This window comes from Desulfatibacillum aliphaticivorans DSM 15576, assembly GCF_000429905.1.
In the GTDB taxonomy this organism is placed as follows: domain Bacteria; phylum Desulfobacterota; class Desulfobacteria; order Desulfobacterales; family Desulfatibacillaceae; genus Desulfatibacillum; species Desulfatibacillum aliphaticivorans.
On record NZ_AUCT01000012.1, the window covers coordinates 154,097 to 169,441 of the forward strand.

Consider the following 15,345-nt stretch of genomic DNA (forward strand, 5'->3'; position numbering starts at 1 on the left):
TTATTTAGGGTCCGGGACTGATTCGCCCGGATTGGATGAATGCTTGTGAATCAGGCCTTGCCGTACATTTTGTCCACGGACGCCTTGGCCTGGGCCCGAAGGTCCGTATCCAAACCGCCGTAATGCCACTTGACCTCGTTTTCCATGAAGTCCACGCCCTTGCCCTTGGCGGTGTTGGCGATGATGACCACCGGCCCGGATTTTTCCGCCTTGGCAAAGTCAATGGCTTCAGCCAACTGGTTGAAGTCGTGTCCGTCCACTTCCTTGACGATGAAGCCGAAGGCCTTCCATTTATCGGCGAAGGGCTCCAGGCCCATGACGTCCTCGGTCTTCCCGTCGATCATCAGCCTGTTGCGGTCCACAAAGGTGACGAGGTTGTTCAGCTTGAAGTGACTGGCGGACATGGCGGCTTCCCAGACCGAGCCTTCGTTGCATTCTCCGTCCCCCAGGACGCAGTAGGTGTACCAGTCCTTTTTCTGCAGGCGGGCTCCCAGGGCCAGGCCCACGGCGATGGACAGACCGTGGCCCAAAGAGCCGGTGGACACGTCCACGCCCTTGACCTTGAGGCAGTCCAGGTGCATGCCGAAAGGAGACTTGAACTTGTTGAAAGTCTGCAAATCGTCGAAATTAAAATAGCCTTTGCGGGCCAGCACCGGGGCGTAAGCCACGCCAGCATGGCCCTTGCTCATGATGAAGCGGTCCCGGTCTTCCCATTGGGGATTTTTCGGGTCCACATTGAGGTATTTGAAATACATGATCACCAGGATGTCCGTGACGGACAGGCCGCCGCCGATGTGCGCCCCTCCCGACCATCCCGTGATGTCGATGATGTCCTGGCGAGCCTGCCAGGCATGCTGCTCCAGATCTTTGATCTCATTGGTAGAAAGCGCCACGCGAATTCCCTCCCCTATTCCTTGTTTTTCTTGATGGCCTCAAAGGCGTCGTCAGCTATTTCCAGGGTCCTTTCCAGGTCCTCCTGAGTATGCGCAGTGGATATAAACCAGTTATGATGGGACGAAAAAAACGCTCCGCGCTTGGTGCATTCCGCGCACCAATCCTGATGCAGCATGAGCGTGGGATCGTCCGTGATTCTCAAATACGGCATGGCGGGATGGCCGGTGACTTTCAGGTCGTAGCCGTGGTTGGCGGCAACCTCTATCAGGCCGGTTTTCAGGCTCTCGCCGAAATCGGTCATCATCTTGACCGCGTCCATGGCCTCCATTTCGTTGATGGTTTTCAGCGCCGCGGCCATGGGGGCGGCGGAAAACCAGTAGCTGCCCGTATAAAACACCTTGGCGGCATCGTTTTTCAGGGCTTCGGTCCCCACCAGGGCGGATATGGGATACCCGTTGCCGATGGCCTTGCAAAAGCAGACCAGATCGGGCTTGAACCCGAAATACTCGTGGGAGCCCCGGATGTCCAACCGGAACCCGCACCGGATGTCGTCCACGATCAACACGATGCCCTTGGCGTTGCACAGGGCCTGGACCTTGTCCCAGTATCCCGGCAGGGGCATTTCGTTATCCACAAAGGTGGGGTGGTGGTAAGGGGTGGCCATGAAGCCGGCAACGTCGCCGGGATTTTCGTCCACCACCTTTTTGAAGGCTTCAAAATCGTTCCAGGGTATGCGGATGGTGTGCTGGCCGTCCTCCTCCATAATGCCGTGATGGCCGAAGGTCTGGGTCCAGGGCGCCACGCCGTGGTATCCGCCTTTGATCAGCACCATTTTCTTGCGGCCCGTGGCTTTTCGGGCGATCATGGTTGCATAGGTGGTGACGTCGTTGCCGTTTTTGGCGAAAAACGCCCAATCGGCCATGGAAACCACGTCCGTCAATTTTTCGGCCAGTTCCACCATGACAGGCCCGGGCGAAGTGACGCAGTTGGCTTCGGCGTACTGTTTGGCCGCCGCATCGTCCACGGGCTTGAAGTTGTATCCCAAAACCATGGGGCCGTAGGCGCACATGTAGTCGATGAATTCGTTGCCGTCCACATCCCAGAACTTGGAGCCCTCGGCCCTGGACGCATAAAAAGGATAGGCGTCCGCCGGGATGAGCGGGGCGGGGCTTAAATGGCCGTAAATGCCGCAAGGGATAACCTTGGCGGCCCGCTGAAAAAGTTCCTGGCTTTTCGGATAAGTGTAAGTTTTCATTCCCCCTGCCTCCTTGTATTCAACGGGCTTGTAAACCCGTCCGGATTTTTTGATTGCCTGAGCATGCTCAAAGCCGGATTCCGCAACGCCTTAAATGCGCTTAGGCGTCCAGATAATGCGGAATGCGGTCCAAAATCAGGTCCATGGAGTCCATCATGGGCGTCTGGCCCTTGATGGCGACGTCCCCGCCGGCTATGGCGCTGAAGGCGTCCAGCTTTTGATTAAGCAGCTTGTTGGCCGTATCCATGTCTTTCAAGAGCATGCAGGCCATGGGAGAGGCGGTCTCCCCCTTTTGAAAGCCGGCCTTGCCGTTCTTGAAGTTCAGGGTGATGGCCGGCCCGTCTGGCAGCACCTTCATGAGCAGGGAGCCGTCCATCATCCCCTTGGACACATGGCTGGCCACCGGATCGTTGACGGCCAGTTCCACCACCGCCCTTCCGGCGGTGTGCATGGTCATGAGGGTGTTCAAGGAGACGAAATCCGGGTTGGAAAGGGATTCTTCCGAAGGTTTGAGGTAATACTCCATCCGGTCCGTGAGTTTGGAAAACTCTTTGGACAAAAAGCCCAGCTTGGTGAAGCCCTTTAAGGGAATGGGCTGGGCTTTTCCGTCGAACATTTTGTTCAAATGTCCGGGAGTCGCGAAAAAGAGTTTGACCGTGGGGCTGGAGTGCTTGCCCCGCCCCACGGTGCATTCTCCGTTTTTAAACTCCACAAAAGCGGCCGGGCCTCCCAGCGCGCTGAATTGAATGCAAATGTCCCAGTCTTTGGTCAACAAGGCCATTTCCTGATCATGCCGCACCAACTCCTCCAAATTGGGAAGCACGGCGTACAGGTTCAAATTGGCCAGAACAAGGTTGCGGCTCATGATTAATCCCCCCTCTGTTGCAATTTTGTCAGTTGTCTTGAAATAACTCGCTCACGGGCGTGTACTCCATGTCAAAGGCTTCGGCCACGCCCTTGTAGGTAATCTTTCCGCTGACGACGTTGGCGCCCAAGCGAATTTCCGGATTTTCGCGCACGGCGGCCTCCCAACCCATGGAAGCGATTTCCAGGGCGTAAGGCAGGGTGGCGTTGGTCAGGGCCAGGGTGGACGTCTTGGCGACCCCGCCCGGCATATTAGCCACGCAGTAATGAACAACGCCTTCTTCGATGTATGTGGGATCGCCGTGGGTGGTCGGCCTGGAGGTCTCAAAGCACCCCCCCTGGTCAATAGCCACGTCCACCATAACCGCGCCGGGCTTCATGGTGGCAAGCATGTCCCGGGTCACCAGACTGGGCGCCTTGGCGCCGGGAATAAGCACAGCGCCCACAACAACGTCGGCGGCCTGAATCCGCTCCCGGATCGTGGCGGGACTGGACATGAGCAAGAAGCAATTTTTAGGCATGACGTCGCTCAAATAGCGCAGACGGTCCAGGCTGGTGTCCAGCAAAACCACCCGGGCGCCCAGGCTGCAAGCCATCTTGGCGGCGTTGGTTCCCACCACCCCGCCTCCTAAAATCAGAACATTCCCGGGATCGACGCCCGGCACGCCGCCCAAAAGGATGCCTTGCCCGCCCTTGGACATTTCCAAAAACTTGGCGCCCTGCTGGATGGCCATGCGTCCGGCCACCTCGCTCATGGGCGTGAGCAAAGGCAGGGAGCCGTCGGCTTTCTGGATGGTCTCGTAAGCAATGCACACGGAGCCCGATTTGATCATGGCCTCGGTGAGAACCTGGTCCGCGGCCAGATGCAAATACGTGAACATAATCTGTCCGGGACGCATGAGGCCGAATTCCGACTTTTGCGGCTCCTTAACATGCATGACCATCTCGGACTTGCTGAAAATCTCCTGGGGCGTATCCACGATTTCCGCGCCGGCTTCCAAGTACATCTCGTCCGTAAAGCCAGAGGCGGCGCCTGCGGATTTTTCCACCAGAATCGTATGACCGTGCTGAGTCATGACCTCCGCGCCTGCCGGAGTCATGGAAACACGGTTTTCCTCTACCTTGATTTCCTTTAAAATACCGACGATCATATCGCCCTCCGCAATCCTTCCCGGCCCTGGCCGAGTAAAAAGGTTTTGACTATTCGTTTGGCAAGCAAAAGGGACCTTTCCAGAGATACGTCTTCAGGAGACATGTGCCACTGAAGCTCTATGCCTTCGTGCACTGCAATAATAAGGGTGGCTATGTCCTGGGTCTCCTGAGGGGACAGTCCGCCTTGGATCGCCAGGTCAGAAAAATATTCAAGAATGGTCTTCCGGAAGCGCCGGAACAGCTTGGCCAGGCTATGGCGCACCCGGGGGTTGTTCTTGGCTTCCGCACAGCAATCGTAAAAGAAGCTCGTGGCCTCTTCGTTGATCATGGATGGGGAAAAGAGAAATTCAGCGGCCTTGTCCAACCGTTCCTGGACGTCATCATACCGGGCCATCTCTTCCAAAAAGCCTTGAAAAAAGCGGTCGGTGTAAAAATCCACCATTTCTTCAATCATTTCGTCGCGATCTTTGAAGTAATGATGGAGGGCGCTGGGCTGGACCCCGGCTTCCTTGGCGATGGCGCGCATGGAGGTTTTGGCAAGGCCCTGGGAAGCCACGCAGCGATAAAAGGCCTGAATAATCTGACTTCGTCTTGTTTGCGCCAGGCTGATTCTTCCCATTGGGTCGCCTCCGTAAAATAGATCGGACGTCTGACCAATCTATATGCGGCCAGGCCCCGTCCTGTCAAGAAAATTCCCCCGCAAAAGACGCAGATTTATTTTTTTTTGCCAAAAAAGCCTTGGTGCGGTATGCTTGAATATAGTTTAACTATCCGTTTTCAGTATGTTCATTTGTCTGTTAGAACCCTTTTCCGCAGGCAAAGGGCATCCGACCAGGCTTTAACAGTGTTTGAGAAGATGGCGTTTTCCCGCGCCCCAAAGGGCCGGCAGGCCTATCATAAAGATTGCGTTTAACATGAATACCCCTCGAACGATCAAGCTGCCTACATTACTGACGCTTTATCTGGGGCTCTCTATGGGCTTGTTGAGTGTGGGCCTGTTAGTCTGGAGTTATCACACGTCCCACATGGCCCTGGAACAGCAGATGCTTTCCACGTTCAAGCAACGGCATGTCATAGTCCGGGACGGACTGCATGCCTGCATGCGGGAGGTGACGCTTCACCTGGATGAAATAGGCAGGGACCGGACCTTTCAGCAAGCGCTCCAGGAACGGGACGAAAACACTTTGCTGGCCCTTATCGAAGCCTTTCCTCACAAGAACGCGGAAAGCGCATTGGATCTGCTGTTCGTATTGAAGGAGGACGGCGCCATTTTTCTGAACGCCACATCGCCCCTGTTTGGCCTGGAAGACCTCCCCGGCGGGCTGAAGGACCTTTCGACGCCGGCGCAAAATGCGAGCGTTTTGGAAGCGTTCCATGTTCAGGGAAAAACCCTATTGGCGTGCGTGGGGTCGGTTAAAATAAAAGATAAAAAAACCGGAAGGGTTCTGGGCGCCCTCGTCGGCGGCCCTGTCCTTAATAGCAATTTCGGATTCGTGGAGATGATACGCGACAAAGCCCAGGTGATGGACGTGGTTTTGCTTCACGGCGGCGAGATGGTCGCCTTTTCCAGCACGGTGGACTCCGGCGTAACCCGGACCTTATCCAATATGGGAACAACTTCCGCCCCGTTGGAGTTGCACGTGGCCGACGGCATTGTGGCTTCTTACCAGGAGCTTAAAGTAAAGGATTCCGATCTCCCTCTGAAGGTCTGCCTTTCGGATGATGGGATCATCTGGGACCGCCTGGCCCAGGCGTTTTTGGGAAAGCTGGCGGTCATGATCATTGCCTGCACGTTGGTAATTCTGCTGAATATTTTTATTTTCCGGCGGATCATCTTCAAACCCGTCAACGCTATGATGGAGTATTTTCAATCCATCTCTTCCGGCCGGGAGGATCCTGATTTTCGTGAGGGTGGAATTGAAGAGTTTAATATTATAGGCCGGGCCGCCGGCGACATGGTGAGGAGCTTGCGCATCGCGGACAAAAACCTTGTGGCGTCTGAACGCAAATTCCATGCACTGTTCGACAACTCTTTTCAATTCATGGGCCTTCTGGACCGGGAAGGCCGGCTATTGGAAAGCAACCAGGCCTCTCTGGATGCGGTGGGATGCAGGTTGGAGGACGTCCAGGGGAAATTTTTTTGGGAGACGCCCTGGTGGCGGCATGACTCTTACCAGGCGCAACTGGCTAGGGAGTGCGTTATAAAGGCGGGCGAGGGAAAATTTACAAGAATGGACGCAACTATCTTGAACTCACAAGACCAAGTGCGTTACATTGATTTTTCCATCAAACCGATCTTTACAAAAGATGGTCAGGTGTCCGTGCTCATCCCTGAAGGAAGGGATATTACGGAAATACGCGACGCCCAGCAGGCCATGAGGAACCTGCGGCTCCTGTTGCAGAATATTCTGGACTCCATGCCTTCCATCGTCGTCGGTTTGGATGCGCATAAAAACATTACGCACTGGAATCGTCAGGCGGAATACCATTCGGGGATAAGCGCGGAAAAAGTCAAAGGAAGAAGCCTTGGCGAAACGCTGCCTGAATTCCCCCTGCTCTCCGACAGCGTGAACAACGCCTTGGAGACGGGAATAATCGTGAAAAACGAGCGGGTTGTCGTGCTGACGGAAAGCAAGGCCCGGTATTTTGATTGCACGGTTTTTCCGTTGACGGCCAGTGAAATATACGGCGCAGTAGTGAGGCTTGACGAAGTTACGGACCGGGTGAATCTGGAGCAATCCATAGTCAACACCGAAAAAATGGCTTCCCTGGGAGGGCTGGCCGCCGGCATGGCTCACGAAATAAACAACCCGCTGGCGGGCATGATTCAGAACGCCCAGGTCATATCCAACAGGCTCTCGACCAAGCTGCCGCAAAATCACGCCGCGGCCGAAGCGTGCGGGACGAGCATGGAAGCCATTCAGCAGTATATGGATAAACGGGGCGTGTTGCGGATGTTCGCCTCCCTGATGAAGTCGGGAGGCCAGGCCGCGCGCATTATAGACAATATTTTAATGTTCGCGCGGGACAAAGCCTCCATTTATAAGCCCCACGACCTGAGCGATCTAATGGACAGGTCCATAAAACTCGCCGCCGCTGATTTTAGGGTGAAAACGCATATTGATTTGAAAAAAGTCAAGATTTTCCGGGATTTCGCGGAAGGCTGCACACCGGTTCCATGCGATCCGGGGGGGATGCAGCTTGTTTTCTTGAATTTGATAAAAAATGCGGCCCAGGCCATAGCCGACAGTCCAACCGCGCGCACGAGCGGAGTCATCCGCTTAAAACTGGCCAAAGAAACGGATATGGTGCGCATTGAAATTGAGGACAATGGGATTGGGATGACCGAAGAGTTGCAAAAAAGGGTTTTTGAGCCTTTTTTTACAACCAGGCCGACAGGAAGGGGAACGGGGCTCGGGTTGTCGGTTTCATTTTTTGTGGTAACGGAAGACCATGGCGGAGACCTGACCCTGGCGTCCCAGCCAGGCAAAGGAACCGTCATTACCATGCGTTTGCCTCTTGCCGGCAAAGCGGCCTTACCCATTGTAGACGCAGGGGGGTGATGAATGGCATTGGAATGGACTGTTATAATCGTGGATGACGAAGGCCCAATAAGATCCAGTCTGGCGGATTTTTTAGAGGACGACGGGTTTATAACCATCCAGGCGGACAGCGCCGAAGAAGGTTTGAGCGTCGTAAAAAACAACCCGGAAATAAACGCCGCCGTGGTGGACATCAGACTGCCCGGGGAAGACGGCAACGCGTTTATCCTGCAGGCTCACGCCATTCGGCCTGACATGAAGTTTATTATCTACACCGGATCAACGGATTACAGCCTGCCCGCATCAGTCAGGAAAGCAGGGGTGGACCCCGCGCAAGTGCTACACAAGCCTTTGCAGGACATCGCCACGCTGACCGCGGCTATACGCCGGGCATTGGGGGAAACAGATTGAATACAATAATCTCTGACGAGCCAATAACAATCTTAACCATAGATGATGAAGAAGCTATACGCCAGAGTTTTGCAGCCTTCCTTGAGGACTTTGGGTATGAGGTTTTAAGTGCGCCCAACGGAAAGGTCGGACTGGAAATCTTCAAGGAAAAAAAGCCGCATCTTATTCTTGTTGACTTAAGGATGCCCGAGGTGGACGGCCTCGAGGTTCTGTCCTCCGTGACCCAGGCGTCCCCGGAAACTCCCATTATTGTGGTTTCCGGCACCGGCGTCATTGCCGACGCCGTGGAGGCTCTGCACCTTGGCGCATGGGACTATATTTTAAAGCCCATTAAAAATCTCAGCATCCTGCTCCACTCCATAGAAAAAGCCCTGGAGCGGAGGCGGCTGATTAAGGAAAACCGGGAATACCAGGAGCACCTGGAATTTCTGGTGGACAGCCGCTCAAAGAAAATCCTGGAATACAGCAATCGCCTTAAACACATTGCTGACAAAACCCGCCAGTTCACCATCAAGCAAAGCATCGAAGACCTGGCACCCACGATCTTAAAAACCCTGTCGGAAAACATTGGAGTTGCGGGAGGCTCCTTGTTTTTGCGCAACGGACAAGGGCTCGAGTTGATCTACGCCCTGGACCCCGGGCACCAAAAACGGGTCATCCCCCTGCCTCCTCCGCCCCGCTCCGTCACCGCCCATTTGTTTGAACAAAAGAAAGCGTTCATCGTTCCGGACATCCATACGGACGAACGCTTCGCCTCTTCCGGGTGGAGCGGATACAGGAACGGATCCTTGATGGCCCTGCCTCTCCGGGACTCGGAGGGAGAAATCCAGGGCGTGGTCACCCTGCACAACAAGCTCAAACCTCCTTTTACGGAACAGGACTTGGAATTGGCGGATATCATCGCCTCCCATAGCATGGAAGCCATCCGGAACATCAATTCCAACATGGCGCTTCGGGAAAGCGAACAGCGATTCCGGGAAGTTGTGGAGCTTTCCCCCTACCCCATAGCCATTGTGGGGCCGGATAGAAAGCACACGCTGCTTAACGACAAGTTTACGGAGCTTTTCGGGTATACCATGGAGGACGTTCCCACCATGGATGCCTGGTGGGAGAAGGCCTATCCGGACCCGGAATTCCGGGCGGCGGTGAAGAAGCATTGGCAAATGACTATGAACGGAGTGGCTATTCCTGAAGACGATCCCATCCTACAGGATCGCAAAGTGATCTGCAAGGACGGAAGCGCCAGAACAGTGGAAAGCAAAATCATCCCGATCGGTGAAAGCAACCTGATCGTGATGAACGACATCACGGACCGAAAACGCGCGGAAAACGACCGCAACAAGCTGGAGATCCAACTGAGGCAGGCCCAGAAGATGGAGGCGATCGGCACTCTGGCCGGGGGCATCGCCCACGACTTCAACAATATTCTGTCGCCCATTATCGGCTATACCGAAATGGCCATGGTGGAAGTTGCGGAAAACAGCACCATGGAGCGAAACCTCAACGAGGTCATGAAAGCTGCTGAACGCGCCAAGGAACTGGTCTTTCAGATTTTGACCTTCAGCCGCCAGACGGAAATAGAAAAGAAGCCGGTCCAGGCCCAGTTAGTCATTCGGGAGGCCTTGAAGCTCCTCAGGTCGTCCATTCCCGCCTCCATTCAGTTTGAAAAGAAAATCAATAAGGAATGCGGCCCCGTCCTGGCGGACCCGACTCAAATCCATCAACTGCTCATGAACTTGTGCACCAACGCCTACCACGCCATGGGCGAGTCGGGAGGCGTGCTGACCGTGGAATTTGACGAAGCCGTTGTTTTAAATGACGGCGACCCCGCCACAATCAACCTCAAGCCGGGTAAATACGTGCGCCTGACCATCTCAGACACCGGGCAAGGCATGACCCAGGCTGTACAGGAAAAGATTTTCGACCCCTACTTTACGACCAAGGCCCAGGGAAAAGGCACCGGCCTGGGGCTTGCCGTGGTTCACGGAATCGTTAAAAGCATGGAGGGGGACATCCGGGTGGACAGCAAGCCGGGGCAAGGCGCCTCGTTCATCATCTATCTGCCCCAGGTTGAATCCATTGTGCAAAGCGCGGCGCCCCGGTCCAGCGCCTCATTGCCCTGCGGCGATGAAAAGATTTTGTTCGTGGATGACGAAGGCCCGGTAGCCCTGATGGGCAAGCAAATGCTTGAAAGGCTGGGTTACACCGTCACCGTGGAGACTTCCAGCATCGCGGCCCTGGAAATTTTCAAGGCTCAGCCCCATAATTTCGACCTTGTGGTTACCGATATGAGCATGCCGCTCATGACAGGCGACGTCTTCGCCCGAAAAATTCTGGAAACCAGGCCCAACATGCCCATTGTCCTGTGCACGGGCTTCTCGGAAGTCGTTACCCAGGAGAACGCACAAGCCATGGGAATTTCCGAATACATCATGAAGCCCATGGTCATGAGCGAAATCGCCAACACGGTGCGCAAGGTGTTGGACGGCTTGTAAAAAACCGCCGGACGGTTGATAAATTCTTCAAAAAAGCGGGAAGCCCCCAACGGCTTCCCGCTTTTTTATTGACTGCCTTTAGGCCCGGCGCTTTTTAAAGGCGTTTCGGCCCAGCTGCCCGGCCATATGCAAAATGGTCAGCCAGGGGTTGTAATTGGGATCGGGCGCCTTGCCCTTGCCCATGAGCGCCAACTGGCTTTCGTACCAGGTAAGGTCCAGCATGGCCGCACGATTGACGGCTTTGACGCCCGTGTCCGGCCGTTTCAATTCCACGCTAAAGCCGGGGTCGGCCATGAGTTTATTGGGCATGTCCGGGTATAAGGCCAAAGGCCTGGCCAGGCCGATCATGTCGGTATGGCCTTCTTTCAGCGCGCCGTTCATGGCCGGGGCGGACCGGAACCCGCCGGTTACGCCAAGGGGCAGGTTTACGGTTTCCCGCACCTTTTGGGCGTAATCCAAAAAGTAGGCTTCCCTGGCGATGGTGCTGGCCCTGGCGGCGCCCATCATGGCCGGGCGTTCGTAGGTTCCGCCGGAAATCTCCACCATGTCGATGCCTTCTTTTTCCAGGACCCGAACCACGTTCATGGATTCTTCCTCGGAAAACCCGTCCTTTTGAAAATCCGCGGAGTTCAACTTGATGCCCACCGGGAAGTCCTTCCCCACCCTGGCCCGAATGGCCCGGTACACCTCAACCACGAACCGCAGGCGGTTTTCCGGGGATCCGCCCCAGTCGTCCGTGCGCTGGTTGTGCCGGGGGGACAAAAACTGGCTGACAAGGTAGCCGTGGGCGCCGTGAATCTGCACCCCGGTGAATCCCGCTTCCTTGGCCAAAGCCGCCGACACGGCGAATCGTTCGATTATGTCCCGAATCTCTCCCAAGGTAAGCGCCCGGGGAGGATTAAACGATTTTTCCAGCCCGTATCCCAGGGGTATGGCCGAAGGCGCTACGGGCCGGGCGGCCAAAAATTTGGGAATCTGCTTGCCCGGATGGTTAAGCTGCATCCAAAGCTGGGTTCCGTTAAGGGTTCCGGCCCGGGCCCATGCCTTGAAAGCCTCCATGTCCCGATCGTCCTCCAGAGCCACATTAAAAGGCTCGCCCAAGGCCCGCCGGTCGATCATAACGTTGCCGGTGATCAAAAGGCCCGTGCCTCCCCTGGCCCAGGTTTCGTACAACACGGGCAATGCCTTGGTCGGGGCGTTGGAGGCGTCGCCCAATTGCTCGCTCATGGCGCTTTTGTACAGCCTGTTTTTTACGGCCGCCTTGCCCCCTATGTCTATGGGGGAGGAAACATCTATATTATTTTTTGTGTTTTCCATAACGCGTCCTTTCGTTTGAATGGAAGGCTTTTTTTATGATCCAAAACCATAAGGACTGATAAACAAATATAATCCTTAATAGCGGAATGACAAACTTTAGAAATCGGAGAAGTGGATTGTGTAATAAATGACGGCTTGAAAATTTTTTTATATATCGCCCACCCTCCGAAACGACAATACAACCAAGGGGAGGGATCGTCCGGACGCCGGTGGGGTGGCTCTGCGTCCAGGCCGGAGAAAACTACCTGGGCTGGGTCATGGCGGATTACGTCTCCTTTGTGGAGGACTTGCCCAAGGGTTAAAAACCGGATAGTTCACGGTTCTATCATGCCAAACTCAATCAGCCGTCCAATTTGGGCGGCTGATTTTTTTATAGCCTCCGGATATCCGGTTGCGGGATATTCTGAAAAACGGATCGCCCTTGCAGTCATAACAATCTTCAAGAAAGGAAGAGGAAAATGAGGATGGAAACCCATTTGTTGGGTTTCGCATCATTTTTTTTTTGACTTCGAGCAACGCCCTGAAACAGAGCAAATAATCTCCAGAAAAATGCCCTTGACAGCTCTACCCAACCTACTAATTTTCAAGCAAAATCGTAGGTTGGGTAGAGCATTGATCCCGGTTTTGGAAGCCCAAAAAATATGCATCTTCCCAGGAGTTTTTAGAATTGTCTCCCTGCAGCGAAACCCAACAAAACAAAAACGGCTGCGGCATCCGTTCCTTTCTTCATTTAATCAGCTTCAAGCCATTTGTTTCTGGATTGAAGCCATCAGGAAATTTAGTGCGACTATTGTATGTAGCATTGTTTAGATTGATCCAATTTAAATTCGACCAATTGCGATTTGTCATAACACGGTCATTCCAGCGTAGGTCCGTCCGCTTGAGGTCCTCCCAGGTTAGTTCTGCTTTATAAGAAGTTGCCATGTATAAATCGGTATTACTAAGATTCGCTCCGCAAAGGTTTGACCCACGTAGGTCCCCTCCACAGAGTTGTGCGCCAAAAAATACTGCGTCACTAAAATCTGCCGCCTTAAAATCCGTCCAACGCAGGTCCGCCAAACTTAAGTCTACGCCTCTAAGATCAGCATTGCTAAGATCGGCTTTGCTAAGGTTTGCCTTAATAAGTTTTGCCTTGCTGAGTTTGCTCCCACAAAGGTTCGTTCTGGATAGATCAAGAGAATTGCTTTCACCATTTCCATAATAATGAACTCGACGACGAAGTACTTCTACAATTGCTAATAGATCAGTACGAAATGGGCTATTGGAAGATTCTTTCTGATTTTTGTGATCTTGTTCATCTAGAGAATCAACAATTGAAGGGACAACCTGATAATTCTCTCTAAGGAAGGCTGTCAGCACTTCCATAACCGTCCAGTAATCATTTTTCTCCTCTATATTACAATCATTAGCGATACGCTCCAAGGCATATATTCCGCCCAGCCGAATGGCCATATTGTCGCAGCCTAACTGTTCAATGGCTTTGGTGTAGCGTTCGGTGATCTGGCCGTCCTCAAGGGCGGCCACCTGTTTTTGGGATGTTGCAACTTGCTCCTGAGAAACCCTCACCTGATCCTCTGACGCCCTGATGCGCCTGGAAGTCCAATAAAAGCCGTAAAGCACGGCCAGGCCTGCATATATTTGGACGATGGTCTTTCGGAAGTTGTCTTCCATGTCCGCCCTTTCTTTGACGGGCAAATTGGAAGCAGGGTCAAAAGACTGCATCTGGATCTTGGGGACGCAAATCAAAATCCAGAATAGCCCCAACAACAGACAAGCAACGCCGATTCTTTTCAGCCCTTTTAAAATGGGGGCGTCATGTTGTGCGGGTTTGTATTCCTTCCAGTTCTGCAAAGCCAAAAAGGCCTTCAGCCTGGACCAGATTTTTATGACGATGGGGTCGTATTTTCCGGGCCTGTATTGCGATGACAGCCATTTCCAGACTTTGTTTTCAGCATCCAATGGATTCATCCCCCCTGATTTTTTGGTGAAGGGAGAAGATACCACCATAAAATCCCCAGGGACATCCCAAAAGAGCGCCCTGGATGAATTAGGCCATATCCAAACTCCCTGCTATTGCCATTCTTCAGGAAAAAATGCCCCCGGGTCTTTTGATTATCTCGTCTATCTGGCTTGCTACCGTATGGATGATCTCCGAAATCAGACTGCGAGATTCGGCGACTGTCCTGCCTTTCAGGTCAAAAACAGCCTTGGCGGCCTGGTTCGATCGCCCGCCCACGGAAAGACCTCCAATGCCTTTGGACCGCAACTCTTCCTTAAAAGAGTCCCTTACCCTGTTGTACTCCTCATACTGAGACAGGGAAACATTCTTTTTAACCCAAGCCACCGGGCGATATGGATTCACCTCATAGTGAAGATAAAAATTAAAAAAGCCCGTGAGAAGATTGAACTGGGGCTCAAAATGGATATTGAAGTCGCGTTTGGCGTCCAATTGAAAAACGCCGTTGACACCTTTCATCTCACCCGGACGCCAGGAAGGCTTGCAGATTTTCGCCCCAAAATAATGCCTGCCCCGGGCGCTCCCTCGGAACGTTTCGTCTACCTCCAGCCCTCCCTCGAGACGAAGGCCTTCGAGAAAGGATCGGAAGTAAAGAAAATTTCCCTCAAGGTCATCCGGCTCCTGCATTTTGGCCAGGAAAACATCGCTGTCGGAAACCTTGCCCTTGGAATAGAACCCGGATAACAAAGAGATCCAGGAGGCGATAAGAAGTTTGGCATTTGAGTCCCCGAGTGTGGAAGAATCAAGGCCAGCATTTAAAAGATTCTTAAAGGTTGCAGAACGGAAGGCGGAAGACTCTGGCTTCTGGTCTGGAAAAAGGCTCAAAAAGACGCATTTCACGTCAACCGCATCGTTTGACCAGCCTAAACGCTCTTTAATGGCGTTCTTGCATTCCGTTGATGCGTAATCCTTGGTTTGGTTAGAGCCCTCATCGGCTTTCAGCTTGTTTTCCATGATGACCAGTTGCTTCGCCCCTTGCCTTTGTATGGCTATAACCATGTCCGGAACGCCGGACGAACCTGTGGACACACGGGTGAAAACTCGTGCATCTGTAATTCCTGATGGATCAATATCACAAATATTTTGCAAAAATGCGTCCCTGAACGTCGTAGACGCCTCAATGCAGTATCGAAGCAGGTTGGAGATAACATCTTCCTTGCCCGCCACACCAAGTATGGAGAGAATGTTTTGTTCCAAAAGAACCTCCTGAAATGGGGTTGAATCCGAAATGACAATTTTATTAATGTTGCTATGATTTCACTACAATTAGCCCCGTCGGTCAATAGTTTCTGATAAGCAGCTCCTTGCCCACTGTGTTTTGCTTTTTAGCGCCGGGTATTTGAGAGAAACGGATTCCATGATGAAGGCCCAAAAAAACAATATTCATGTAGACAAATA

At 53.3% G+C, this 15,345-nt stretch carries 11 protein-coding genes; 3 read left to right on the forward strand and 8 right to left on the reverse strand.

The window, feature by feature from the left end; translation table 11 throughout:
* Positions 1-50 precede the first annotated feature (50 nt).
* From G491_RS0113565 to G491_RS0113585, 5 genes are all read right to left on the reverse strand, one after another.
* Positions 51-893, reverse strand: coding sequence for a transketolase (locus tag G491_RS0113565; RefSeq protein WP_012610206.1), 843 nt, complete (start codon positions 891-893; stop codon positions 51-53).
* A 14-nt stretch (positions 894-907) separates the two neighbouring features.
* A complete protein-coding gene (locus tag G491_RS0113570) occupies positions 908-2,149 on the reverse strand; it encodes an aminotransferase class III-fold pyridoxal phosphate-dependent enzyme (RefSeq protein WP_028314984.1) in 1,242 nt (413 codons plus the stop codon).
* A 100-nt stretch (positions 2,150-2,249) separates the two neighbouring features.
* Positions 2,250-3,014 (reverse strand): hypothetical protein, encoded by a 765-nt coding sequence (locus G491_RS0113575; RefSeq protein ID WP_012610208.1) that lies wholly within the window; start codon positions 3,012-3,014, stop codon positions 2,250-2,252.
* A gap of 28 nt (positions 3,015-3,042) precedes the next feature.
* Positions 3,043-4,164, reverse strand: coding sequence for an alanine dehydrogenase (gene ald, locus G491_RS0113580; RefSeq protein ID WP_028314985.1), 1,122 nt, complete (start codon positions 4,162-4,164; stop codon positions 3,043-3,045).
* Positions 4,161-4,784 (reverse strand): TetR/AcrR family transcriptional regulator, encoded by a 624-nt coding sequence (locus tag G491_RS0113585; protein WP_028314986.1) that lies wholly within the window; start codon positions 4,782-4,784, stop codon positions 4,161-4,163. Before G491_RS0113585 ends, ald begins: the two co-directional genes overlap by 4 nt.
* Positions 4,785-5,139: 355 nt before the next feature.
* Between G491_RS0113585 and G491_RS33930 the strand changes: the two genes are divergently transcribed.
* From G491_RS33930 to G491_RS33935, 3 genes are read left to right on the forward strand one after another with little or no spacing between them, the layout of a single operon-like run.
* On the forward strand, positions 5,140-7,728 hold the full coding sequence (locus G491_RS33930; protein WP_169829433.1) for an ATP-binding protein: 2,589 nt from the start codon (positions 5,140-5,142) through the stop codon (positions 7,726-7,728).
* Between the two features lie 3 nt (positions 7,729-7,731).
* On the forward strand, positions 7,732-8,118 hold the full coding sequence (locus G491_RS0113595; protein WP_028314987.1) for a response regulator: 387 nt from the start codon (positions 7,732-7,734) through the stop codon (positions 8,116-8,118).
* On the forward strand, positions 8,115-10,613 hold the full coding sequence (locus G491_RS33935; RefSeq protein ID WP_051327253.1) for a response regulator: 2,499 nt from the start codon (positions 8,115-8,117) through the stop codon (positions 10,611-10,613). Before G491_RS0113595 ends, G491_RS33935 begins: the two co-directional genes overlap by 4 nt.
* A gap of 78 nt (positions 10,614-10,691) precedes the next feature.
* Here the strand turns inward: G491_RS33935 and G491_RS0113605 are convergent, their stop codons facing one another.
* From G491_RS0113605 to G491_RS0113620, 3 genes are all read right to left on the reverse strand, one after another.
* Positions 10,692-11,930: an NADH:flavin oxidoreductase/NADH oxidase family protein gene (locus G491_RS0113605; protein ID WP_028314988.1), complete on the reverse strand. Its 1,239-nt coding sequence runs from the start codon at positions 11,928-11,930 to the stop codon at positions 10,692-10,694.
* 726 nt (positions 11,931-12,656) lie between these two features.
* On the reverse strand, positions 12,657-13,937 hold the full coding sequence (locus tag G491_RS36545; RefSeq protein WP_028314989.1) for a pentapeptide repeat-containing protein: 1,281 nt from the start codon (positions 13,935-13,937) through the stop codon (positions 12,657-12,659).
* A 76-nt stretch (positions 13,938-14,013) separates the two neighbouring features.
* A complete protein-coding gene (locus tag G491_RS0113620) occupies positions 14,014-15,144 on the reverse strand; it encodes a PD-(D/E)XK nuclease family protein (protein ID WP_169829434.1) in 1,131 nt (376 codons plus the stop codon).
* Positions 15,145-15,345 lie beyond the last annotated feature (201 nt).

Excerpts from the sequence above, each read along its gene's own strand:
- G491_RS0113605 (WP_028314988.1), bottom strand. The coding sequence starts at position 11,930 with ATGGAAAACACAAAAAATAATATAGATGTTTCCTCCCCCATAGACATA.
- G491_RS33930 (WP_169829433.1), top strand. The coding sequence starts at position 5,140 with ATGGGCTTGTTGAGTGTGGGCCTGTTAGTCTGGAGTTATCACACGTCC.
- ald (WP_028314985.1), bottom strand. The coding sequence starts at position 4,164 with ATGATCGTCGGTATTTTAAAGGAAATCAAGGTAGAGGAAAACCGTGTT.
- G491_RS36545 (WP_028314989.1), bottom strand. The coding sequence starts at position 13,937 with ATGGTGGTATCTTCTCCCTTCACCAAAAAATCAGGGGGGATGAATCCA.
- G491_RS0113585 (WP_028314986.1), bottom strand. The coding sequence starts at position 4,784 with ATGGGAAGAATCAGCCTGGCGCAAACAAGACGAAGTCAGATTATTCAG.
- G491_RS0113595 (WP_028314987.1), top strand. The coding sequence starts at position 7,732 with ATGGCATTGGAATGGACTGTTATAATCGTGGATGACGAAGGCCCAATA.
- G491_RS0113570 (WP_028314984.1), bottom strand. The coding sequence starts at position 2,149 with ATGAAAACTTACACTTATCCGAAAAGCCAGGAACTTTTTCAGCGGGCC.
- G491_RS0113575 (WP_012610208.1), bottom strand. The coding sequence starts at position 3,014 with ATGAGCCGCAACCTTGTTCTGGCCAATTTGAACCTGTACGCCGTGCTT.